Below are 22,226 nucleotides of genomic sequence, written 5' to 3' on the forward strand. Positions count from 1 at the left end.
TAAACTAATTTTCCCTTCTGAATCGGGTCCCCTGTGGTGTGTCTTCTAAAATAATACCCTTATTTTTTAATTCATCCCGAATTTCATCACTTCTAGCAAACTGCTTGTTAGCTCGCGCATCGTTTCTTTGCTTAATTAATTTCTTAACTTTGTCGTCATTTAACTCACTACTTTGTAGTTTAATTCCAAAGATAGCGGACAACTGTTCTAACCGTTTCATAAGTAACTTAATCGAATCCTTAAAAACCACTGGTCGTTCCGCATAAACGTTTCCAAGCTTAGCCAGCTCATAGATCTTGGCAATCCCATTTTGAACGTTAAAGTCATCATCCATGGCATCCTGAAAATCAGCCTGAATTTGACGAATCTCTTGGTCTAATTTCGGATCGTTATAAGGATCAGCGTCTTTTAACCGATAGTTCAAATTATCGTAAGCCGTCTGTATTTTTTGCAGATTGGTGGCAGCTTCATCAACTCCCTGCTGGCTAAAACGAATTGGACGGCGATACTGAGTGGTCGAAATGAGAAAACGCAAGGCTTGAGGATTATCTTTCTTAAGCAAATCATGAACCGTAACAAAGTTCCCTTTAGATTTGCTCATCTTCTCGTCTTCATCACCGACGGTCACAAAACCATTGTGAAGCCAGTAATTAACAAACTTTTGACCCGTTTTGGCCTCGCTCTGTGCCCGTTCATTTTCATGATGAGGGAACTCTAAATCAATCCCACCACCGTGAATGTCAAAGGTGTTACCAAGGTACTTAGTTGACATTACCGAGCACTCAATGTGCCAACCGGGACGGCCTTTTCCCCACGGAGAATCCCAGGAAATTTCGTCTGGTTTAGCTTTTTTCCAAAGTGCAAAATCAATCGGGTCTTCTTTTTGGGCTAATTCTTCACTTGAAACGTGCTCACTTGCACCACTCTCAAGGTCATCGATGTTTTCGTGTCCTAGTAAGCCATAAGATTTAAACTTACGAGCCCGATAGTAAACCGTCCCGTCAACGTTATAAGCATATCCCTTTTTAATTAAGTCAGAAACAAAGGTAATAATGTCCTTAATATTATCCGTGGCACGCGGATTCACGGTTGCAGGTTGCACGTTTAACGCTTTCGTATCTTCCATAAAAGCCTTAATGTATTTATCGGCTAATTTAGAAACCGTGGTTCCCTCTTTTTTGGCTTCGTTAATCATTTTATCATCAACATCGGTAAAATTAGACACATAATTCACCTTATAACCACAATATTCAAGATAACGACGAATGGTATCAAATGCCACTACACTTCGCGCATTGCCAATGTGAATATAGTTATAAACAGTTGGACCACAGACGTACATGTTAACCACACCCGGTGTGATTGGTTCAAACTTTTCTTTTTCATTTGTAAGTGAATTATAAACTTTTAACATGTCCAACCTCCTAATGATTGTTCAATATTAACATCATAATTAACCCTTCAGTTCATTATGAACTAGACCAATTGAAATGAAAATATTTTACTTTTTTAATGCTGTTTTGAGAGCTTCGGTAATGGTTGAAACTCCTATGACCTGAATATTTTTAGGTGGAGTCCATCCCTTTAGATTATATTTAGGAACCAATACGCGCTTAAAACCTAGTTTCTGGGCCTCAATAACGCGTTGCTCAATTCGATTGACCCTTCTAATCTCACCAGTCAAACCAAGTTCACCAATGTAACACTCTTTTGGATCGGTTCCAATATTCTCATAACTTGACGCAATGCTAATTGCCATTGCCAAATCAATGGCTGGTTCATTAAGTTTGACCCCACCAGCAGCTTTTAAATAAGCATCCTGGTTTTGTAACATCAATCCAGCCCGTTTCTCAAGAACCGCCATAATCAGTGAAACACGATTTCGATCCAGTCCAGACGCAGTTCTTTGCGCATTCCCAAAAACCGAGGGAACAATTAAGGCTTGAAGTTCAACCAGAATCGGACGAGTTCCTTCCATTGCTACCACAATTGCTGATCCGGTAGCGTTCTTCAAACGCTCCTCTAAAAAAATCTCAGATGGATTCTTGACTTCTTTTAGCCCATCTTCATCCATTTGAAAAATTCCGAGCTCATTCGTAGATCCAAATCGGTTTTTAACGGCGCGTAGTAATCGATAAGAATGATGTTTGTCCCCTTCAAAATAAAGAACGGTGTCAACCATGTGCTCTAAAGTCTTTGGGCCGGCAAGAGTACCACCCTTAGTAACGTGTCCCACCAAGAAAATGGTGATACCATTGGTTTTTGCGATGTTCATTAAATCCGAGGTAACGCCTCGAACCTGCGTAACAGACCCAATCGCAGACGGGATCTCATCTTCTTGCATGGTTTGAACGGAGTCAATGATAACGGTGTCCGGCTTCACTTCTTCAATTGCCTTCCTGATTGAAGTCATATCCGTTTCTGGATAAAGGTATAAGTTCCCTTTTTCAGAAACATTGAGGCGATCAGCTCTCATCTTAATTTGATCGGCACTCTCTTCTCCTGAGACGTACAGTACCTTTTGTCCTGAGGCTGCTAATTGACCGGAGACTTGGAGAAGTAACGTTGACTTACCAATCCCCGGATCACCACCGATTAGGACCAGTGAACCTGGAACCACGCCTCCGCCAAGCACCCGATTCAGTTCATTTGAATCAACCTGAATCCTCGGAGCACTTTCAGCGCTAACTTGTCTAATTAGCTGGGGTTGCGACTTAGTCCCGCTCAGTGAAACCCGACTCACGTTCGCCTTTTTGGTATCATTTTTTTGGACCGTTTGTTCAACCATCGTGTTCCATTCACCACAGTTAGGACAACGACCTAGATATCGTGGTGATATATATCCACAGTTGGAACAAACATATTGCGTTTTTGCTTTAGCCATTAAATCATTTCCTAACTATTTGCCAGAAGAACCAAATCCCCCATTTCGAGTCAGCTTTGGTCCCTCATCTTGATCCGCAAGTAAATAAGGCATAAAGATTCCTTGTCCAATTCGATCACCTTTTTTAATCTTACGGTCGACGATTCCAAAGTTTAGAATCTGGACAAAAATTTCACCCTCATTACTTTCATTATTGTAATAATCAGCGTCAATAACACCGATCCCGTTTGGAATTACCAAGTTTCGTTTTAAAGGATTACTTGAGCGATTCGCGATTATCAACACTTCATTTGGCTGCATGTAAGCCTTAATTCCCGTTGGAACCAAAAAGGGCTTTAAAGCATTCTCTGAATCCATGATGTCTTGTTGATCCAACTTTCTTCTAGCCTTAATGATACCAAATGACCGAATTAAACCAGTTTTCCAGATTGACGGAATAACCATGTCAACGGCACTGGCAAAGTCATATCCGGCAGCCTTTTCAGTTGCTCGTTTTGGCAAAGTCAAGCCGTCATTCTGATATTTTGAAACAATCTCAAAGCCTCTTTGCATCTTCTAATACCCCTTTATTCTCAAAAATTCCTACTATTATTTTACCAGTATTTCTTAAATTTTGACATTGCTTGACAAAATCATAAAGACCATTGAAAATTAATAATAGTGGTCAAGTTACTAAAAGTAACGACTTAATTTGAAGGGGAACAATCAAATGAATTCAGCAGATCAGCGAGAATTAAAGAAACACGTTGGAAAAGAAGCTGTTAAGCACGTTAAGGATGGGATGGTACTGGGTCTTGGATCTGGTACCACCATCAAGTACATGGTAGACGCACTGGGAGAGCGCATCAAAAATGAACATCTAGATATTATCGGTGTGCCCACTTCCAGTAAAACTAAGCGTCACGCGGAAAGCTTAGGCATCACTACTAAGGATGTTGACGAAGTCGACCACATTGATTTAACCATTGATGGGGCCGATCAAATTGACAAAAATTTTCAGGGAATTAAAGGCGGTGGAGCCGCTCACCTGATGGAAAAAATCGTTGCCATTAATTCTGATCGTAACATGTGGATTGTTGACGAAAGTAAGATGGTTAAAAAACTCAATTTTCCACTTCCGCTTGAAGTAATCCCTTATGGCAGTGGCCAACTATATCGTCGTCTCAATCGGATGGGACTTCATCCGAAATTTCGTCAAAGCACGAATGGAGGGAAATTAACAACCGATTCTGGTGACTACATTATTGACTTAGGCTTACCTGAAATCACGACTCCCGTTCAACTGGGCAAAAAACTTGATAGTATGACAGGAATTGTGGAACATGGGCTGTTCTTGAACATCGTAAATACCATTATCGTAGAACATCCCGACGGACCGGAAACAATTGAAGCTCGCTAATGATTTAACCGACCCAAAAATAACTACGCAACTATCATCAAAATCTAAATAACAAAAGGACGAAAACTTTGATTGAGTTTTCGTCCTTTTGTTATTTAAGGTAGGTCTTATCTAAAATATCTAAATCTGGGTCAAAGGTATAAATGATCGGCTTCCCGTTTTTAACTTCCACGCCATCAATTCCTTTATCACTGATATTTTCTAAATATTTAATTAAAGCTCGCAGTGTGCTTCCGTGAGCAACTATCAGTTGATTTTTACCATCCAGCAATTTGGGGGCAATCGAATCCTGCCAGTACGGAATCATCCGGTCATAAGCCATTTTAAGGCTTTCAGCTGGTGGCTCAATTACACCTAAGCGCCGATATTTTCGAATCGGGGACACCTGATCTAATTTAGGGGGAACAGCGTAAAAACTCCTGCGCCACTTCATAAACTGTTCGTCTCCGACCCGCTTTCTAACTTCCTCTTTATTTTGACCCCTAAGAGCACCATAGTGTCGCTCATTTAAGCGCCACGTCTTATGTTCAGGAATAAAATCCTGATTGATCACGTCCAAAACAATGTCAGCGGTGACAATCGCCCGTTTTAAGACTGATGTATGAACATCACCGAACTGAATCCCGGTCTGACCTAAGCGTTTGCCGGCCTTAATTGCCTCTTCTACGCCCTTCTTAGTCAGTGGAACATCACTCCATCCAGTAAAGGTATTAGTGTGATTTGCGACACTTTCGCCATGTCTCATAATTACTAACTTACTCATACAACCGCCTCAATAAACTAAATTTATTTACCTTCTTCAATCGTCTGATCGTCTAACATGGTTGAATCGGTCTCTTTATAACGCTCACCTACAAACGTAACCACCGAACCAATCAGGATAATCACAATTCCTATAATGGTAGGCAGATTAATCTTTTCGCCCACAAAAATCATTGCTAAGACTGGAGCCAAACCTGGCTTAATAAAGAATACTAGGGAAGCAATTGAGACCCCTGATTCTTGCATCGCTAAAAAATAAAACGCAAAACCGCCGCCGGTTACACAGACTCCGATAAAGAATAAAATCCAGAAATTTTGTAAATTAACGTCCCTTAAGATCGGAATGGATGCAAACTGACTCAACCATCCCACCGATTTCATCCCACTTGAAACAAACGGGATATTGGTAATCAATGATAAAACAAATAACTCCAAAGAACCAGCAATAAAAGTGAAACAAGTGATGGTAACTCCATCTAATTCTCTTTTGACCGAGCAATACTGCGACAAAATACTGTAAAAGCCAAAAGTAACAGCCGATAAGAGTGACAAAATAATTCCAACTGGATTAGTTAAGTTAAATGGATTAACAATCACAATTAAGCCAATGACCGAAATAATTAATGAGATTAAGTTGGCCCGTCCAATTCGTTCATGCAAAATGAAGTACGCAAAGATTACGGCAAAGACCGGATTACAACTAAACAGGACGGCCACAATAGCTGGCTTATCGTACACAATCGCTAACTGGTACAGGGTCATACTAATTACCACGCACGCAAAACCGGTAAACGCAAACGTCTTCCAATCCTTTAAGTTGATTTTGCGTCGTCGTTTATGTAATTCATACCACGCAAAGGGTAACAAGACAATCCCACCAATGAAGAAACGAAGTAAATTCAACTGAATTGGATTAAACTCACTTCCTGCCACCTTTAGGGCAATCTCCATCGAACTAAACATTAACGTCGAAATTAACACATAAATCACTGATTTTTTCACTTTAAGCTACTACTCCCATTCTTTACTTGTCTATTTTTCAATTGACTCGTCTTAACGGATTTGTTGCACAATCACCATTAAAATGGGCAAAACAATTAAACTGATGATCGTGGTTTCAGCGACCATCAGTGAAGCATAATCTGCATCCGCACCATACTTTCTGGCTACCACTGGTGCATTAGTCATAACCGGCATGGCAGCCTGCATAATGAAGACTTGTTTCATCAAAACTGGCATCCCAGTTGGAATAACCAACAGTGCCATTAAAATTGGTGAAATCACGAATCGACCCAGTAAAATTCCCCAATTAGAAGAACTAAAGTCAAATTTGTCAAAGTTGATATTTGCCATCGAAATTCCAATGAACATCATTGAAAGTGGGATGGTTAACCCACCAATATATTGGAAATCACTCATTAAAAAGTTGGGAATTTTAATTCGCAGTAAAACTAAAATCACCCCAAAGATAAATCCCAGCAATGGTGGTGACAAAATTTTACTCACGGTCTTTTTCCAGTCAAACTTGGAATTAGCGTCCCCATCACGTTGGATTAAGTAAACACCAATGGTCCAAAAAAAGGTCGTATTAGCCATGTAGTAAACTAACACGTACGGTAAACTTTTGGCCCCAAACAGAGCCATATTAACCGGCAATCCGACAAAGACGGTGTTTGAATTTAAAAACATCGATTCAAACACCCCCCGATGATACTTTTTAATTCGAATCACCCGAGCAATTGCCACCGAAATCCCAAACATGATTAACATACTAATGACCGGAAATCTTAAGTCTGGCAACGTTGAAAGTAACGTGTCGGTCGTAAAATCGCGACCAATCGTATAGATCATGTAACACGGCAAGGCTACGTCAATAACCAGTTTAACAATTAAGTTAGTTGAATCATCATTAAACCAGTGCCGTTTAGCCAAAACAAAACCGAGCACGATCATGATCAGTACAATTAATATCCCTGATATACTCTTAAAAAAAATACCCATTTGATCATCCTATTCTTGTAAGTTTTACTTAAGTTATTGTACCACACGATTTTACACCACTAGAAATTGCCCCAATAAGAATAATACGGTTATATTAAAATCTACTAAAAAGTTGAGAAATAACTAGCGTTAGCTGCCATAACTGCTATATAATTTGGGGCAGTATTAATAAATAAGCGGGGAATAATAATGTCAAACTACGATAATAATAATGACGACAATCGCGAATATAGCCGGCGAGCTGGTAATCCACATTTTTCCGAACCAAAGTCAGAGCCAGCCGTTGACTATGATAACGAGCCGCACCATCCAGTTGCCTGGACTTTTATGGGTATCATCTTATTGATTGTCATCATTGCCCTTGCTTTTGGTTTCCGTGCTTACACCCAGGCTCGTCATTCCTTTGGAGGAACGTTTCAAGACGATGGAATTGGAAAATCAAGAAACGTCTCAAATCTTCTAAAGAAACGAAAACCGTTTTCAATCTTACTAATGGGAACCGACACGGGCGCCCTTGGTAGACACGACGTTGGCCGCACCGACACCATTATCGTCGCTACCGTTAACCCGCAAAAGCAGACCACTTACTTAACCAGTATCCCCCGCGATACCAAAGTCGTGGTCGACGGTGACTCACAGCCATACGAAAAAATCAACGCTGCTTACACCATCGGTGGTCCAAAGACTGCCATTTCAACTGTCCAGCATCTCTTAAACGTTCCCATCGACTACTTTGCGATCGTTAACATGGGTGGTTTAAAACAGATGGTTGATTCCGTTGGGGGTGTCGAAGTGAAGCCACCATTGACGTTTAAGTATGGGAATGCCAATGTAGTTAAGGGCAAAATGACCCATCTAGATGGTGATCAAGCCCTTGATTATTCTCGAATGAGGGATGATGACCCGAAAGGTGACTACGGTCGCCAACAGCGACAACGGCAAGTCTTAGAAAAATTAGTGATGAAAGGAATGGGAATTTCTTCCATTCCCAGGTACCAACAAATTCTTGAATCATTAAATGGAAACCTCAAAACCGATTTATCCTTTGATGACATGATTGCCATTAGATCTAAGTATGGTCCAGCCACTCATCACATCAAGTCTGAGACCCTTCAGGGGAATGAAGCAATGATTAACGGAGTCAGTTATCAAGTCGCCCAACCAGACGAATTGATGAACGTCTCAAACCATATTCGAACCACCTTGAATTTACCGCAAGCTAAGGGTTTAACTCCTAAACAACAAGAAACCAATTCCCCTAGTAATGGTGATCCATCCAACAACAATACTGCTACCAATGATTCATCAGGGAGTACCACCGATCCAAACTCAACGGCACCAGCATATTAAAATAGACTTGTAAGAATAGGGCTAATAACCTATCTTGCAAGTCTATTTTTATTTAAGGGATCTTTTATCTAATTTCATTTAAATCAAGGCCAAGAGCCTTTGTTACTCGAGTCCCATACTCTGGGTCAGCCTTATAAAATTGTCTGGTTTCTAAGACCTTAATCTCATGGTTATCAACGGAACCAAGTGTTCCTTTGATCGTATTAATTAGGCGATCACGTTCCTCTGGTTTCATTACATGATACAACTTTCCGGCTGCACTATAGTAGTCAGTGTCATATGGTTTAAAAGCTCCGGTTTCACCTTCCACTTTATCGGGACTGATTGAAGCACTCAGATCTTCAACTGGTCCGCCCTTACCATTGGGTTCATAGTTGACCGATCCGTCTTGTCCTTGTGCCATTTGACCATCACGTTCGTAATTTTCAACCTTGTCTAATGGACGGTTGACCTTTAATTGTTCATAATTAGCGCCTAAACGATATCTTTCAGCGTCCTTATACGCAAACAACCGTCCTTGAAGTAACTTATCAGGACTTGCTTCAATCCCAGGAACCAGGTTAGCGGGTGAGAAGGCTAATTCTTCCACATCGTCAAAATAGTTAGTTGGATTTTGGTTTAAGGTAAATTCCCCAACTTCTTGTAGTGGGTAATCCCTATGAGAAACCACTTTAGTTACATCAAAAATATCTGGTTTGTAATCAATTCCCGCTTGATAAGGGATAATCTGAACGTAAACTTTCCATGTTGGATAGTTCTTTTGTTCAATTGCATCGTATAAATCATGAATTAAATAATCGGTATCTTCAGTTGCTGCTTTTGAAGCTTGTTCATTAGTCATGTTCTTAACCCCTTGTTGGCTAATGAAGTGATACTTAACCCAAAATGGAGTTCCTTTTTTATTAACCCACTTATACGTGTGACTTCCATAACCATTCATTGTTCGATAACTAGCCGGATTACCACGATCACCCATCAGGTAGGTGACCTGGTGAACTGATTCTGGTGAATGAGACCAGAAATCCCACTGCATCTCTTGTGAACGTAAATGAGTCTTAGGATCACGCTTCTGGGAATGAATAAAGTCAGGAAACTTAAGTGGATCGTTAACAAAGAACACCGGAGTATTATTACCAACAATGTCGTAATTGCCTTCTTGCGTGTAGAATTTCAACGCAAATCCACGAACATCACGAACGGTGTCAGGATAACCAGCTTCACCCGCAACCTGCGAGATTCTAATGGTCATTGGGGTTTCTTTGCCCACACCATTGAATAAATCAGCTTTAGTGTACTTACTCATGTCATGTGTAAGTTTAAAAACGCCCTTGGCACCAGCACCTTTAGCATGAACGACTCGCTCTGGAATCCTCTCACGATTAAAATGAGCTAACTTTTCTAGTAATTGATAATCCTGCATCAAAACAGGACCACGAAAACCAGCTGTTTGAGAATGTTCGTTGTTAGCCCACGGTTGACCAGCTTCGGTTGTTAATTTATCTGACATAATTATCACACCATCCTTGTTAATTAATCGTTCACTTCTTAGATTAATCGTGCACAACTCAATGTCAATAAAAGAGACTTAGAATTAAAAAGAACACCATATCTTAAAATGATATGGTGTTCTTGAATTAAATGATGCGGCCAAGAAGACTCGAACTTCCACCGGGATAAATCCCGACAAGATCCTTAATCTTGCGCGTCTGCCAATTCCGCCATGGCCGCATTGCTACAATAAACATCATAGCAAATTTAACAAGATAGCGCAATGAATTTTTTAATTATTCTTCACCACGAATCGTGGCACCATCCCTATCAAGGTCAACTAACTTACATACTCCATCCAATTGATCGTTACTTTCAATCTTCTGTTGTAACTTGGTGAGTTGGTCATAATCTCCTAGCGTGACAATCGATGAACCCACTCCACTAATGTAAGTTCCGTAGATTCCTAGTTCATGAGCAGTCTGTTTAATTACTTTGAAGTCTTTAAAATCATTACCCTGTCCAGTGCGAACCAGACTATCAGCTTCAATCATTCGGGCCGCTTTATTCCAATCATTTTGCATTAATGCAGCGACAAAAACGTTCGAAGCGCTACTAGTCTGTACCTCTTGACCAAACGTAATTTCCTTTGGGAAACGTTCCATTCCCCTCTGTTGGGTAATTTTCTCATTTCGAATGAAAACCAAGGCTTGCATTTCATCGGGCATATGAGCTTTGACAACGTCAGTCTTTCCATCCTCATAGTGAGAAATTGTTATATCTCCCAGAATGGCTGAGGCAATGTTGTCAGGATGTCCTTCCATTCGACTACCAATGTTAATTTGGTCATTAACTGATAAGTTCATATTTTCAAGCTTGTTAGCAATTTTAATTCCCGCAGCAATCGCCGTGGTACTAGACCCAAGTCCCTTTTCCAGTGGAACATCTGACATTACCGTTAGTTGATGGGGCATGATTTTAGGGTTAACCTTTAAAATCGTTTGAACCACCAAATTTTTGTCATCGTGAGGAACTGAATCGCCAAACGCATGATTGACCCGCCACTTCTCAGTTTCTTCTTCAACGATCACCGTGTAATACATATGAAGAGCGAGCGCAACCGAATTATAGCCATTACCAACATTACCAGAAGTTGCTGGAACTCTCACAATAATTTTTTCCATGATACTTCACTCCTTCTTAACTAGTTTTAGCTTACCACGACACTTACTACATACAAAACGTGAGATATTAACCCGTCGCTTTCGCCGATATAATTGGCCACACTTAGTACACTCATAAAGATAATGATAAGCTGATTGTGCTTTCAAAATTGGAGCATAACGACTACCACCCACAGCTCTTAACAACTGCTTAAATTCTTTTGAACGATGATTAGCGGAATACCCTGATAAATGAAGATGATAATGAACGAGTTCGTGTTTAATGATTCCCACAAGTTCTTCTCTAGAGATCCCCTTCGCCATCGTTTGATTAATATCAATATCATGATCTTTAAGGTGGTACCGACCACCCGTGGTTTTCAATCGACCATTAAAATATGCGCGGTGCTTAAATGGTTTACCAAATGACTCCAATGAAATTTGTTCGACCAGTTTCTGTAATTCATCGTCATGCAAATAAGTTCGCTCCTATTCTGGACCAACCATGGAAAGTTTAATTCGTTTTCGATCTAAATCAACACTTAACACCCACACGTCGACAATGTCACCAACAGAAACAAGCTTTGCTGGATCCGATATAAACCGATCACTCATTTTTGAAATATGAACGAGACCATCCTGTTTTACTCCAATGTCGACAAACGCACCAAAATCCGTAACATTGCGAACGGTTCCCTGTAATTTCATTCCCGATTTCAAGTTTTCAATCTTCATGACGTCCGATTTAAGCAACGGCTTCGGCATCGTATCACGTTGGTCACGTCCGGGATTTTTCAAACTAGCTAAAATATCTTTGACCAACTGCTGATCAATTGATAGTGATTGTGATAAATCAACTTCATTTGCTTTTTCAAGCTTTTTTCGACCTTCATCAGAACTAAAATTATCAATTGTAAGTCCCAATGCTAACAAAATTTCTTTGGCTTGCCGATAACTTTCTGGGTGAATATCAGTATTGTCCAATGGATTCTTGCCATTAATGATACGTAAAAATCCAACTGATTGTTCAAAAGCCTTTGGCCCTAATCGTTTAACTTTTTTTAATTGATTACGGTTAGAAAAAGCACCGTTTTCATCCCGATATTCAACAATATTTTGTGAAGTGGATTTAGTTAATCCCGAGATGTGTTCAAGTAGATTTGGACTAGCGGTGTTCAAGTTGACCCCGACTTGGTTAACGGCGGTCTCAATCACCCGATCCAACTGTGCATCAAGGTTACTTTCAGAGACATCATGCTGGTACTGACCAACCCCAACCGCTTTGGGGTCAATCTTAATCAACTCAGAAAGTGGATCCTGTAGTCGTCTTCCAATACTAATGGCTGAACGTTCCTCAACGTGAAGGTTAGGAAACTCTTTTCGCGCATTGTTACTAGCAGAATATACCGATGCCCCAGCTTCACTAACAATTACGTAATGAACCGGATAATCAATGGATTTAATTGCCTCAGCGACAAATTGTTCCGATTCGCGTGACGCGGTTCCGTTACCAATCGCAATCATTTGAACGTGATACTTCTTAATCAGGTCAATCAACTGTTCTTTAGCACGCGCTTGTTGTGCTTCCGTTGCTGGTTTAGTAGCTTTAATAATTTCCTTTGCCAAGAATTTACCGTTTACATCAATAACCGCTAGTTTGCATCCCGTCCGGTAAGCTGGGTCAAAGCCAAGAACTACCTTACCCTTGATTGGTGCCTGCATTAACAGGTGATACAAATTTCTTCCAAACACTTCAATGGCATGATTTTCTGCGGCTTCGGTCATAGTGGAACGAATTTCACGTTCGATGGCCGGACCGATGAAGCGCTTATAAGCATCTTTTGAAGCGTCTTTAACAAAGTCAACTGCGGGACCATTATGATTACTAACCACATGAAAATCAATGTAATGCATAATGGCATTAACATCAACATCTAGTTTCACGGTCAATACCTTTGCTTTCTCACCACGATTGATTGCTAAAACCCGATAACTCGGAACCGTTTTGGCTCGCTCACTAAAATCGTAGTAATCACCATAAACGCCACCTTCGTCATTGACCTTTCCCTTAGGCTTAACCTTTGCCGCCAGCATAGCGTTTTTTAAGGTATAGTTTCGAATCCATTCCCGAAACTTAGCGTTGTTTCCAATGGCATCCGTAATGATTTCACGGGCTCCATCTAAAGCGTCATCAACGGAACTAACGTCGTGATCCTCATCTATAAAGGACTTTGCCAGTTGTTTTAATGGCTCATTTTGAAACTTTAAAATTGCAGTTGCAAGTGGCTCTAATCCCCGTTCCCTTGCAACCATCGCCTTTGTTTTTCGCTTTTGCTTATATGGCAGATACAAGTCTTCCACAATCTGAATACTGTCAGCACTTAAAATGTCTTGTCTTAACTGCTTGGTTAATTGGCCCTCTTCGTCAATCTTTTTTACCACTTCTTCTTTTCGGTGGCTCAGCTTTGCTAGACGCTGGTAAGTATCCTCAAGTTTTCGAATAGAAACCTCATCCAAATTACCGGTTCTCTCTTTGCGGTATCGTGCAATAAACGGAACGGTATTACCATCCTCAAGCATTTCTAAGGTTTGTTGAATTTGTCGTTTCGAAATGTGTGGTAACGCTTTTGCAGTTTGATCAATTAAAGTTTTTTCCATTTTTTCACCATAATCTTTCAAATAAAAACTCCATTAAATAATTAACGGAGTTATTGTAATCAAATTTATTTCCAAAACGTATCATAAACATTAATGGGAAGGTGTCGCTTATGTTGAGTTTTCAAATACCAATTTTCAATCACATTAGCTGCACTAGAACTAATGTCCTGGCCTTCTAAAAAGTCATCAATATTTTTATAACTAACCCCAAGTGCTTTTTCATCTGGAAGAGCTGGACGATCATCTTCAAGATCCGCCGTTGGGGTTTTCTCGTAAAGGTTTTTAGGTGCGTCAAGGTACTCAAGAAGCGCACGACCCTGCCGTTTATCCAGTCGCCAAATTGGAACAATATCAGAGGCGCCGTCGCCAAATTTAGTGTAAAAACCGGTCACCGCCTCGGCGGCATGATCAGTGCCAAGTACAATCCCTTGATTGGCACCAGCAATGGTAAACTGTGCGATCATCCGCGTCCGAGCTTTAACGTTGCCCTTATTAAAATCAGAGACAGCATCACCGTTAGCTTCAACCGCTTTTACCATCGCATCGACTGAATCCTTGATATTGACGCGTTCAACCCGATCAGCATCCATAAAATCAATGGCTTTCATGGCGTCCGATTCATCAGCTTGTTCGCCATAAGGAAGACGAACCGCAATAAACTGATATTCAGTATCACCCGTTTCTTCCCTTAATTCATTCATTGCCATCGATGCCAATTTTCCCGTCAAAGTGGAATCTTGACCACCAGAGATTCCCAGTACTGCTGATTTAATAAACGAATTCTTTTTAACGTAATCCTTGATAAAATCAACACTACGTCTAATCTCCGTTTCAGGATCGATCTTTGGTTGAACCCTTAAAGCACTAATAATCTGTTTTTGCAGTCGTTTTTGTTTCTCATCCATTACTATCACCTACTCTAATTTTTGCTCAACCCCATTATGAATTTCATTAATCAAACTCATCTTGTGGTCCCATAATTTCTTAGAAAGATCAACTGGGTAATCTTGTGGATTTAACTGACGCTTGTACTCTGGCCAGAGTGCCTTCAAAGAGTCAGTCGCATGCTGCTTAGTAGCCTCTAACGTCGGCATTTGATATACCTGCTTTCCATCTTTAAAGATATCTTGTAAGAGCGGTTGAGCATTAAAGTTGGTAATAGTCTTGTTAATGTAAGTGAAATGCGGATGGAACATGTACACGGAAGACTGTTCACGTGGATCTTCACCATCAAGTGTGATGTAATCTCCCTCAGACTTACCGTCGTCTTTTTCAGTAATCCGCCAAACTTGCTTCTTACCCGGAGTTGAAACCTTTTCGGCGTTATTGGAAAGTTTAATGGTATCGACCATGTGACCCTGTTCATCTTCAACCGAGACCAACTTGTAAACCGCACCAAGTGCGGGTTGGTCAAAAGCCGTAATTAGCTTGGTCCCAACTCCCCAAGAGTCGATTTTGGCATTTTGCATCTTCAAACTACTAATGGTGTATTCATCAAGGTCGTTGGAAGCCACAATTTGAACATCCTTAAAGCCAGCTTCATCCAGCATTTCTCTAACTCTTTTTGATAAGTACGCCATATCACCGGAATCAATTCTGACACCTTGAAAGTTAATCTTGTCGCCCATTTCTTTTGCAACTCGAATTGCATTTGGGACCCCACTTTTAATGGTATCAAAGGTGTCCAACAGAAAAGTACAGTTCTTATGAGTTTGGGCGTATGCCATAAATGCATCATAGTCATTTCCAAATGATTCAATCAAAGAGTGCGCCATCGTTCCGCTGACAGGAATGCCAAATTCCTTACCGGCTAACACATTGGAAGTCGCGTTAAACCCACCAATGTATGCCGCTCTGGTTCCCCACAGTGCTGCATCAACTTCTTGGGCTCGACGACTACCAAACTCCATTAAAGGATTATTTCCAGCCACCATTCGAATTCGGGCCGCTTTAGTAGCGATTAAAGTCTGATAGTTCACCATGTTCAAAATAGCGGTCTCAACTAATTGACATTCCGCAATCGTTCCTTCAACTTGAACAATGGGCTCGTTGTTATAAACTAAATCACCCTCAACAGCAGAACGAATTGTCCCAGTAAACTTAAAGTTACGAAGATAATCTAAAAATTCATCGGAATAATCGCTAATTGACTTTAAATACTTAATGTCCTCATCAGTGAAGTGAAGGTTGTTAATATATTCAATAATGTGTTTTAATCCTGCAAAGACGGCATATCCATTTCCAAAGGGCATGTCTCTAAAAAAAACTTCAAATACAGCATGACGATTTTGCATATGTTTTTCAAAATAAGTTGCCATCATATTGATTTCATAATAGTCAGTGTGTAAAGTTAAATTATTAGGACTTTGTAATGTTGACATCTTTAATCTCCTCTAGCCATTTCAGGCTAAACTATTGTTGTTACTCGTTGCACATTATATCACATAATACCCAAAAAGAAGGCTAACAAATGACGCACAAATTCCCGACCACCAACATCGCTTCCATTCCCTTTATTAACGCGACTTTCACCGAATTTATGCAGGTGATTGAATCCCAAATAGACGACCACCAAAACACGTTTGTGGTAACCGCCAATCCAGAAATCGTAGTTTATGCTGATCGTCATCCTCACTACCAAAAAGTTTTAAAAGACGCCACTTACGTCGTGCCAGATGGGATTGGCATTATCAAGGGTGCCAAAATGCTAAATGACCCAATGTCAGAACGAATCACCGGTTATGACATTTTTAAAGCACTGTTAACTTGGGGAAACCAAAATAACAAGTCAGCTTATTTTCTGGGAGCCAAACCCGATGTCGTATTTGATTTACGAAAAGTCTTAACCGTTAACTATCCACATTTAAAAATTGTGGGGATGCAGGACGGTTATTTTAAAAACGACACTCCCATCATTAACAACATTGAAAACAACGACATTGACATGATTTTTGTTGCGACTGGTTTCCCTATGCAAGAAGAATTTATTGCAAAATATCGCAATAAAAATAACTGCTTGTGGATTGGGGTGGGAGGAAGCTTTGACGTCTTAGCTGGACACGTCAAGAGAGCTCCTAAGTTCTGGATTAATCATCACATCGAATGGCTCTATCGCCTTTTTAAAGAACCCACCCGTTTTAAACGAATGCTAGCCATTCCTGAATTTTTAAATTTAGTTAGAAAACAAAAAAAGGATGAGAAGTGATCTCATCCAACTTTACGAGCCCTCGTTAGTAGGGCTCTTTTTTATTTATTTAGGTAAAACTCAAATCGCTCAGCAGCGTACTGAGCCTGAACAAACTCAAATGGTTGCTGATTTTGAAGATAAGATATCTGTTTTAGCTTAAGAATGGGTGCCTTAACCTCAATATCCAGTAAATCAGCAATCCGATCAGTCGCTAAAATCGCCGAAATAAATTGCTTCGCGCTTCTTGGACGAAGTCCCTTCTTGTCCTCTAAAGAACGATACAGGGAGCTAGAAACGTCTTCTTCACTTAACCCTTCGACCATCGATGCATTAACAGCTGCCACTTCATAGCAAATTGGAATGTCGTCCCCATAGCGAATCCGATTCATCCGCAAAACCCGATCATCCTGACTCAGCCCCAAGACAGAGGCTTCCTTAAAGGTGGGCTCAACAATCTTATATGACAAGGTTTTGGTGGATGGCTTTTTTCCTTGAGCCAGCATAATGTTAGTAAAGCTGGTTACTCCGGACATCTTTTCTTGAACCTTTTGGTTAGTAACGTACGTTCCTGAGCCGGCAATCCGTTTTAATATTCCATCCTCAACGAGCGCTTGAACAGCTTGCCTGAACGTCATTCGACTTACTCCGTACTGTTCGGATAGTTTTCTTTCAGATGGAATCCGGCTTCCCACTTTCCAGCTTCCGTCTTCGATCTTACTCTTAATATCATCATGAATTTTAATATAAACAGGTACTGTCATAATTACTCCTACCTTGACATAAAAAAATCGACTAACATTTGTTAGTCGATTTTACACCAATAATTAGTATTGGGCTAGCTGGGTTCGAACCAGCGCATCACAGGATCAAAACCTGTTGCCTTACCACTTGGCTATAGCCCAAGAATCAATGGAGGGGAGTGGATTCGAACCACCGAACCCGAAGGAGCGGATTTACAGTCCGCCGCGTTTAGCCAGACTTCGCTACCCCTCCATAATAAATGAGTAATTCGTAGTAACGAATCAACGTTTATTATATTACACGGGATCATGATGTTAGTCAATACTTTTTTTCAAAAAATAAAAGGCGCTAACTTTACAGCGCCTTTCATTATAGTGATTTTAATTTACTCCATCCATCAGTTTTTTAACTGGTTTGATCATCAATAATAAGACAATTCCAAACAAGATGGCTACAAGTCCAACGATTCCAAAGTACGCGATTTCGTGTCCCGGAGTGTAGAACTTAACGATTTGTGAGTTAACCGCCTGACCAGCAGCATCCGCTAAGAACCACATACTCATCATCTGTGATTCAAATGCTTTCGGAGCAAGTTTGGTGGTAACGGAAAGCCCGATTGGTGAAATCAACATTTCGGCAATTTCAACAATGGCCCAACTACCAATTAGCCATAGTGGGCTAACTTTAGCTGATGAACCAAATAGGAAAATTGGAATCATCATAAATAAGTACGAAAATCCAGCGAAAAACATTCCCCACGTAAACTTAACTGGGGAGCTGGGCTCTTCTTTTCTTTTAGCCAGATATGTCCATAAGAATGCGAACAGTGGTGTGTACAGCATAATGAACAATGGGTTAAGTGACTGATACCAAGTAGCATTAATGTGCAAAAATCCAAGGTTATTGTTAGTTTGATTTTCAGCAAACAAAGCCAAAACAACGGATCCTTGTTCCTCAATGGCCCAGAATACCGCAGCAGCGATAAATAATGGAATATAGGCAAGAACCCGTGAATGTTCTGTCTTAGTAACCTTCTTACTTCTCAAAATAACAACGAAGTAAATAATTGGGGTTAAAATTGCGATGATACTCAATAACAAAACAAAGTTATCAATACTCAAAACTTTAAAGTACCACATCCCCGCGATAATAACGGCAAATACAGCTAAGCCACCAATAATTTCAAGAACTAAACGATTCAAATCATCTGGTTCTAAGGGATCACTTGGATATAAGCCATCGATACTCAAAGTCTTTTTACCACTAAAGTAGTAGTAAATTAAAGCAAAGAACATTCCGATCGCAGCTAGTGAGAATCCAGCATGGAAATTAAAGTCCATTCCGACGGTCCCAACTAAGATTGGTGCGATGAACGAACCTAAGTTAATCCCAAAAACAAAAATGGTAAATCCAGTATCACGTCTTGGATCATTTTCACCATACAAGGCACCAACCATTTCTGAAACATTTGGTTTTAACAATCCAGTACCAACGGTGATTAAGACAATGGAAATAAACAACGCTCCGGCACCAAATGGTAATGAAAGTACCACGTGCCCAAACATAATTAAAATTCCACCATACAGAACAGTCTTTCGACTCCCCCAAACTCGGTCACTTAAATAACCACCTAACACTGAAGTTAGAAATACCAGTGAACCGTAAATTGCCATAACTGAAGCTGCAGTGGTTGGAGAAAATCCTAATCCACCCTTGGCGACTGAGAAATACATGTAGTATAAAAGAATTGCACGCATCCCGTAGTAACTGAATCGTTCCCACATTTCAGTGAAGAACAGTGTTTGCAACCCTTTTGGTTGCCCAAAGAACGCATGGTCGAGACTCTTCTCGCCTTGTCCGTTCATAAAATCTCCTCCTGTCAATCTTTTAACAATTATCAGAAATAATACCATTCTTGATTTTCATTTACAATCATATCTCGACAAAAAGTTTGTTAGAATAGTGATTATCAAGGAAAAGGAAGTGGATAATACATTGTTCAAGGAATTTAAAGAATTTATATCACGAGGGAATGTGGTTGACATGGCCGTCGGAATTATCATCGGGTCTGCCTTCACTTCGATCGTGACTTCATTGGTTAATAACATTTTTAACCCGTTTATTGGACTGTTCTTAGGAAAAATCGATCTTTCATCACTTGCCATCACCGTTGGAAAAGCAAAGATAAAATATGGCTTATTTCTAAACTCAGTCATCAATTTCCTGCTGATTGCTTTCATCGTCTTTTTATTGGTCAAATCTATCAACAAATTAACTAATAAAAATCAAAAAAAGCAAGAAAAGAAGGCTCAAGAACCGAGCCTTACTGATCAATATCTAGCTGAAATTGTTAAACTGCTTAAAAAGTAATTCCTTAATCACACCAACGCTCTGTTGGTGTTTTTTTATAGCATATCTAGGTATCTGTCGCGTTCCCATTGAGAAACGTTTTGTCTGTAAGCATTCCATTCCATGTTCTTTGCATCCAAGTAATTTTGATACATGTGAGGTCCCATGGCTTTCTTCATAAGTGGATCAGCTTCATATGCTTTAAGCGCATTATGAAGGGTGGAAGGTAAGTTTTCAATATGATCTAATTTTCGTTCCTTGCCATCCATATGATAGATATTACGGTCAATTGGTTCACCTGGTTCAATTTTGTTTTTAATACCATCTAAACCAGCTTCAAGAATTGATGCAATTGCTAAGTATGGGTTAGCTGAAGGATCAACACTTCGAAGTTCAAGGCGAGTGCTAAGACCACGACTAGCTGGAACTCTAACTAATGGTGAACGGTTAGATGCCGACCATGCCACATAGACCGGTGCCTCAAAGCCAGGAACTAGTCGCTTGTAGGAGTTAACGATTGGGTTACATACAGCAGTTAATGCTTTAGCGTGCTTCAAAAGTCCACCTAAGAAGTAGTATGCCGTTTGTGATAATTCCAGGTCACCATCTTTATCATAAAAGACGTTGTCACCATCTTTATCAAACAATGACATGTTGATGTGCATCCCAGATCCATTGATACCATTCAGTGGCTTTGGCATGAAAGTGGCGTATAATCCGTACTTTCTAGCAACTGTTTTTACAACTAACTTAAAGGTTTGAATATGATCTGCCGTAACCACGGCGTTGTCGTACTGAAAATCAATTTCATGTTGTCCAGATGCTACTTCATGGTGAGAAGCCTCAACTCGAAAGCCCATATTTTCTAATTCAAGAACCATATCACGACGAATATTGGCTGCCAAATCCATTGGTGCCAAATCAAAGTAACTTCCGTGATCATTCAATTCAGTGGTTGGATTACCCTTATCGTCCATTTTGAACAAGAAGAATTCAGGTTCTGGGCCAATGTTAAAGTTAGAAAAGCCCATTTCTTTCATTTCATCCAGAACACGCATTAAATTATTTCTTGGATCACCAACGAACACCTCGCCATCTGATGTATGAACACTACATGTCAGACGAGCAACCTTACCGTGTTCGTCACCCCATGGGAAGACCATCCACGTTGAAAGATCAGGGATCAGGTACATATCACTTTCCTCAATGCGTACGAAACCATCAATTGAAGATCCATCAAACATAATCTTACCATCTAAAACCTTGTTTAGTTGGTTAACGGGTACCTCAACATTTTTGATGCTGCCCATCAAGTCAGTAAACATTAGTCGAATAAATCGGACGTCTTCATCTTTTACCATTTGGCGAATGTCGTCTTTTGTATAATCATGTACCATAAGTAGTCTCCTTATTTTAAATACTTACCCTGTTGCTTTAAATCAGAATCATCATACAAGCGTCCAGCTTTTAAAATATCGTCTTTCAAGTATTCGCGGACATCTTCATCACTAAGTGATTTATCACCACTATGTAAAAGTTTTCGACGACGTTGTTTCTCAAATACTCTTTTAACCTGAGCAATTGTCATTCCTTCAATAAGATAGTTGTGAATCTCAAGAATTTGGTCCACATTATCTAATGAATACAAACGTCGGTTTCCTGATGTTCGTTTAGAATGAACAAGACCATGATCATCGTAATACCTTATTTGTCTGGATGATAAGGAAGTAAGCTTCATAACCGTTCCCATTGGCAGAACCGCTAAAGATTTCCTCAGTACTTTTTCACTCATACGCATATCTCCTTGATATGACACCATTCTATTCGTTATTGATATAAGCGTCAATAACCTATGTTATGAAATGTAACACTGATCCAAGTTTAACATAAAACTTGCAATATAAAAAAAAGACACAAGAAATAAATTCTTGTGTCTTCATGTATGTATGTGCATATTCAAGCACACCATTAGATTCTATTCACCCGTTATTTGCTATGCCAAAGGTTTAATCATCATTAAGAATGAATAAAAAATTTATGCCGGCTGCAGGACTTGAACCTGTGACCCTCGGTTTACGATACCGATGCTCTACCAGCTGAGCTAAGCCGGCAAAATGACGATAAATTAAAAGTGCTAACGGCAATTGTTGTTAGCACTCAGACATAGCTCCGGCAGGCGGGCTCGAACCGTCGACAACCTGATTAACAGTCAGGTGCTCTACCAACTGAGCTATGCCGGAATAA

At 40.1% G+C, this 22,226-nt stretch carries 20 protein-coding genes and 5 tRNA genes; 4 read left to right on the forward strand and 21 right to left on the reverse strand.

Annotated features, from left to right (window positions below):
• Positions 1-4: 4 nt before the first annotated feature.
• From cysS to AC6UDB_RS06605, 3 genes are all read right to left on the reverse strand, one after another.
• Positions 5-1,414 carry a cysteine--tRNA ligase gene (gene cysS / locus AC6UDB_RS06595; RefSeq protein WP_500709497.1) on the reverse strand — a complete coding sequence of 470 codons (1,410 nt, stop codon included), beginning with the start codon at positions 1,412-1,414 and terminating at the stop codon, positions 5-7.
• 87 nt (positions 1,415-1,501) lie between these two features.
• A complete protein-coding gene (radA, locus tag AC6UDB_RS06600; protein ID WP_500699878.1) occupies positions 1,502-2,884 on the reverse strand; it encodes a DNA repair protein RadA in 1,383 nt (460 codons plus the stop codon).
• Between the two features lie 15 nt (positions 2,885-2,899).
• Complete coding sequence (locus AC6UDB_RS06605) at positions 2,900-3,436, reverse strand: dCTP deaminase/dUTPase family protein (RefSeq protein ID WP_500699879.1); 537 nt, start codon at positions 3,434-3,436, stop codon at positions 2,900-2,902.
• Between the two features lie 157 nt (positions 3,437-3,593).
• On the opposite strand from AC6UDB_RS06605, the gene rpiA reads away from it, so the two are divergent.
• On the forward strand, positions 3,594-4,283 hold the full coding sequence (gene rpiA, locus AC6UDB_RS06610; protein ID WP_500696793.1) for a ribose-5-phosphate isomerase RpiA: 690 nt from the start codon (positions 3,594-3,596) through the stop codon (positions 4,281-4,283).
• Between the two features lie 91 nt (positions 4,284-4,374).
• On the opposite strand, the gene AC6UDB_RS06615 is transcribed toward rpiA, so the two are convergent.
• Genes AC6UDB_RS06615 through AC6UDB_RS06625 form a run of 3 tightly spaced genes read right to left on the reverse strand, consistent with a single transcriptional unit; the run spans position 4,375 to position 7,046 of the window.
• Positions 4,375-5,046, reverse strand: a complete 672-nt coding sequence (locus AC6UDB_RS06615) for a 2,3-bisphosphoglycerate-dependent phosphoglycerate mutase (RefSeq protein WP_500701483.1) — start codon at positions 5,044-5,046, stop codon at positions 4,375-4,377.
• Between the two features lie 23 nt (positions 5,047-5,069).
• Complete coding sequence (locus AC6UDB_RS06620) at positions 5,070-6,047, reverse strand: DMT family transporter (RefSeq protein WP_500706817.1); 978 nt, start codon at positions 6,045-6,047, stop codon at positions 5,070-5,072.
• A gap of 51 nt (positions 6,048-6,098) precedes the next feature.
• Entirely contained in the window at positions 6,099-7,046 is a 948-nt protein-coding gene (locus tag AC6UDB_RS06625) for an AEC family transporter (protein ID WP_500709498.1), read from the reverse strand.
• Between the two features lie 189 nt (positions 7,047-7,235).
• Here AC6UDB_RS06625 and AC6UDB_RS06630 point away from each other — a divergent pair, with 189 nt between their 5' ends.
• Complete coding sequence (locus AC6UDB_RS06630) at positions 7,236-8,396, forward strand: LCP family protein (RefSeq protein ID WP_500709499.1); 1,161 nt, start codon at positions 7,236-7,238, stop codon at positions 8,394-8,396.
• A gap of 64 nt (positions 8,397-8,460) precedes the next feature.
• Here AC6UDB_RS06630 and AC6UDB_RS06635 read toward each other — a convergent pair whose 3' ends face one another.
• The 7 genes from AC6UDB_RS06635 to AC6UDB_RS06665 all read right to left on the reverse strand — a co-directional run bounded on the left by AC6UDB_RS06635 (position 8,461) and on the right by AC6UDB_RS06665 (position 16,086).
• Complete coding sequence (locus AC6UDB_RS06635; RefSeq protein ID WP_500709500.1) at positions 8,461-9,903, reverse strand: catalase; 1,443 nt, start codon at positions 9,901-9,903, stop codon at positions 8,461-8,463.
• Between the two features lie 135 nt (positions 9,904-10,038).
• Positions 10,039-10,124, reverse strand: a tRNA-Leu gene (locus AC6UDB_RS06640).
• Between the two features lie 56 nt (positions 10,125-10,180).
• Positions 10,181-11,068, reverse strand: a complete 888-nt coding sequence (locus AC6UDB_RS06645) for a homoserine kinase (RefSeq protein ID WP_500709501.1) — start codon at positions 11,066-11,068, stop codon at positions 10,181-10,183.
• Between the two features lie 6 nt (positions 11,069-11,074).
• A complete protein-coding gene (locus tag AC6UDB_RS06650; protein WP_500709502.1) occupies positions 11,075-11,524 on the reverse strand; it encodes a SprT family protein in 450 nt (149 codons plus the stop codon).
• 12 nt (positions 11,525-11,536) lie between these two features.
• Positions 11,537-13,705 carry a Tex family protein gene (locus AC6UDB_RS06655; RefSeq protein WP_500709507.1) on the reverse strand — a complete coding sequence of 723 codons (2,169 nt, stop codon included), beginning with the start codon at positions 13,703-13,705 and terminating at the stop codon, positions 11,537-11,539.
• A gap of 65 nt (positions 13,706-13,770) precedes the next feature.
• Positions 13,771-14,610: an NAD(+) synthase gene (gene nadE, locus AC6UDB_RS06660; protein ID WP_500709503.1), complete on the reverse strand. Its 840-nt coding sequence runs from the start codon at positions 14,608-14,610 to the stop codon at positions 13,771-13,773.
• A gap of 9 nt (positions 14,611-14,619) precedes the next feature.
• Positions 14,620-16,086 carry a nicotinate phosphoribosyltransferase gene (locus AC6UDB_RS06665; protein WP_500709504.1) on the reverse strand — a complete coding sequence of 489 codons (1,467 nt, stop codon included), beginning with the start codon at positions 16,084-16,086 and terminating at the stop codon, positions 14,620-14,622.
• A gap of 89 nt (positions 16,087-16,175) precedes the next feature.
• Between AC6UDB_RS06665 and AC6UDB_RS06670 the strand changes: the two genes are divergently transcribed.
• Complete coding sequence (locus AC6UDB_RS06670) at positions 16,176-16,910, forward strand: WecB/TagA/CpsF family glycosyltransferase (RefSeq protein ID WP_500709505.1); 735 nt, start codon at positions 16,176-16,178, stop codon at positions 16,908-16,910.
• 41 nt (positions 16,911-16,951) lie between these two features.
• Here AC6UDB_RS06670 and AC6UDB_RS06675 read toward each other — a convergent pair whose 3' ends face one another.
• The 4 genes from AC6UDB_RS06675 to AC6UDB_RS06690 form a co-directional block, all read right to left on the reverse strand.
• On the reverse strand, positions 16,952-17,653 hold the full coding sequence (locus AC6UDB_RS06675; protein WP_500709506.1) for a GntR family transcriptional regulator: 702 nt from the start codon (positions 17,651-17,653) through the stop codon (positions 16,952-16,954).
• 69 nt (positions 17,654-17,722) lie between these two features.
• A tRNA-Gln gene (locus AC6UDB_RS06680) sits at positions 17,723-17,794 on the reverse strand.
• A gap of 8 nt (positions 17,795-17,802) precedes the next feature.
• A tRNA-Tyr gene (locus tag AC6UDB_RS06685) sits at positions 17,803-17,885 on the reverse strand.
• 128 nt (positions 17,886-18,013) lie between these two features.
• Positions 18,014-19,498: a peptide MFS transporter gene (locus AC6UDB_RS06690; protein ID WP_500694497.1), complete on the reverse strand. Its 1,485-nt coding sequence runs from the start codon at positions 19,496-19,498 to the stop codon at positions 18,014-18,016.
• Between the two features lie 130 nt (positions 19,499-19,628).
• On the opposite strand from AC6UDB_RS06690, the gene mscL reads away from it, so the two are divergent.
• Positions 19,629-20,003 (forward strand): large-conductance mechanosensitive channel protein MscL, encoded by a 375-nt coding sequence (gene mscL / locus AC6UDB_RS06695; RefSeq protein ID WP_500709508.1) that lies wholly within the window; start codon positions 19,629-19,631, stop codon positions 20,001-20,003.
• A 35-nt stretch (positions 20,004-20,038) separates the two neighbouring features.
• Here the strand turns inward: mscL and glnA are convergent, their stop codons facing one another.
• From glnA to AC6UDB_RS06715, 4 genes are all read right to left on the reverse strand, one after another.
• Positions 20,039-21,379, reverse strand: a complete 1,341-nt coding sequence (glnA, locus tag AC6UDB_RS06700) for a type I glutamate--ammonia ligase (RefSeq protein ID WP_500694499.1) — start codon at positions 21,377-21,379, stop codon at positions 20,039-20,041.
• 11 nt (positions 21,380-21,390) lie between these two features.
• Entirely contained in the window at positions 21,391-21,774 is a 384-nt protein-coding gene (locus tag AC6UDB_RS06705) for a MerR family transcriptional regulator (RefSeq protein ID WP_500694500.1), read from the reverse strand.
• 246 nt (positions 21,775-22,020) lie between these two features.
• Positions 22,021-22,093 (reverse strand) — tRNA-Thr (locus tag AC6UDB_RS06710).
• Positions 22,094-22,149: 56 nt separating this feature from the next.
• Positions 22,150-22,222 (reverse strand) — tRNA-Asn (locus AC6UDB_RS06715).
• Between the last annotated feature and the right edge of the window lie 4 nt (positions 22,223-22,226).

The sequence above is a fragment of the Fructilactobacillus sp. X3R2C1 genome (genome assembly GCF_059901235.1).

Coding starts and splice junctions, on each gene's coding strand:
- cysS (WP_500709497.1), bottom strand. CDS start 1,414: ATGTTAAAAGTTTATAATTCACTTACAAATGAAAAAGAAAAGTTTGAA.
- radA (WP_500699878.1), bottom strand. CDS start 2,884: ATGGCTAAAGCAAAAACGCAATATGTTTGTTCCAACTGTGGATATATA.
- AC6UDB_RS06605 (WP_500699879.1), bottom strand. CDS start 3,436: ATGCAAAGAGGCTTTGAGATTGTTTCAAAATATCAGAATGACGGCTTG.
- rpiA (WP_500696793.1), top strand. CDS start 3,594: ATGAATTCAGCAGATCAGCGAGAATTAAAGAAACACGTTGGAAAAGAA.
- AC6UDB_RS06615 (WP_500701483.1), bottom strand. CDS start 5,046: ATGAGTAAGTTAGTAATTATGAGACATGGCGAAAGTGTCGCAAATCAC.
- AC6UDB_RS06625 (WP_500709498.1), bottom strand. CDS start 7,046: ATGGGTATTTTTTTTAAGAGTATATCAGGGATATTAATTGTACTGATC.
- AC6UDB_RS06630 (WP_500709499.1), top strand. CDS start 7,236: ATGTCAAACTACGATAATAATAATGACGACAATCGCGAATATAGCCGG.
- AC6UDB_RS06635 (WP_500709500.1), bottom strand. CDS start 9,903: ATGTCAGATAAATTAACAACCGAAGCTGGTCAACCGTGGGCTAACAAC.
- AC6UDB_RS06645 (WP_500709501.1), bottom strand. CDS start 11,068: ATGGAAAAAATTATTGTGAGAGTTCCAGCAACTTCTGGTAATGTTGGT.
- AC6UDB_RS06655 (WP_500709507.1), bottom strand. CDS start 13,705: ATGGAAAAAACTTTAATTGATCAAACTGCAAAAGCGTTACCACACATT.
- nadE (WP_500709503.1), bottom strand. CDS start 14,610: ATGGATGAGAAACAAAAACGACTGCAAAAACAGATTATTAGTGCTTTA.
- AC6UDB_RS06665 (WP_500709504.1), bottom strand. CDS start 16,086: ATGTCAACATTACAAAGTCCTAATAATTTAACTTTACACACTGACTAT.
- AC6UDB_RS06670 (WP_500709505.1), top strand. CDS start 16,176: ATGACGCACAAATTCCCGACCACCAACATCGCTTCCATTCCCTTTATT.
- AC6UDB_RS06675 (WP_500709506.1), bottom strand. CDS start 17,653: ATGACAGTACCTGTTTATATTAAAATTCATGATGATATTAAGAGTAAG.
- AC6UDB_RS06690 (WP_500694497.1), bottom strand. CDS start 19,498: ATGAACGGACAAGGCGAGAAGAGTCTCGACCATGCGTTCTTTGGGCAA.
- glnA (WP_500694499.1), bottom strand. CDS start 21,379: ATGGTACATGATTATACAAAAGACGACATTCGCCAAATGGTAAAAGAT.
- AC6UDB_RS06705 (WP_500694500.1), bottom strand. CDS start 21,774: ATGAGTGAAAAAGTACTGAGGAAATCTTTAGCGGTTCTGCCAATGGGA.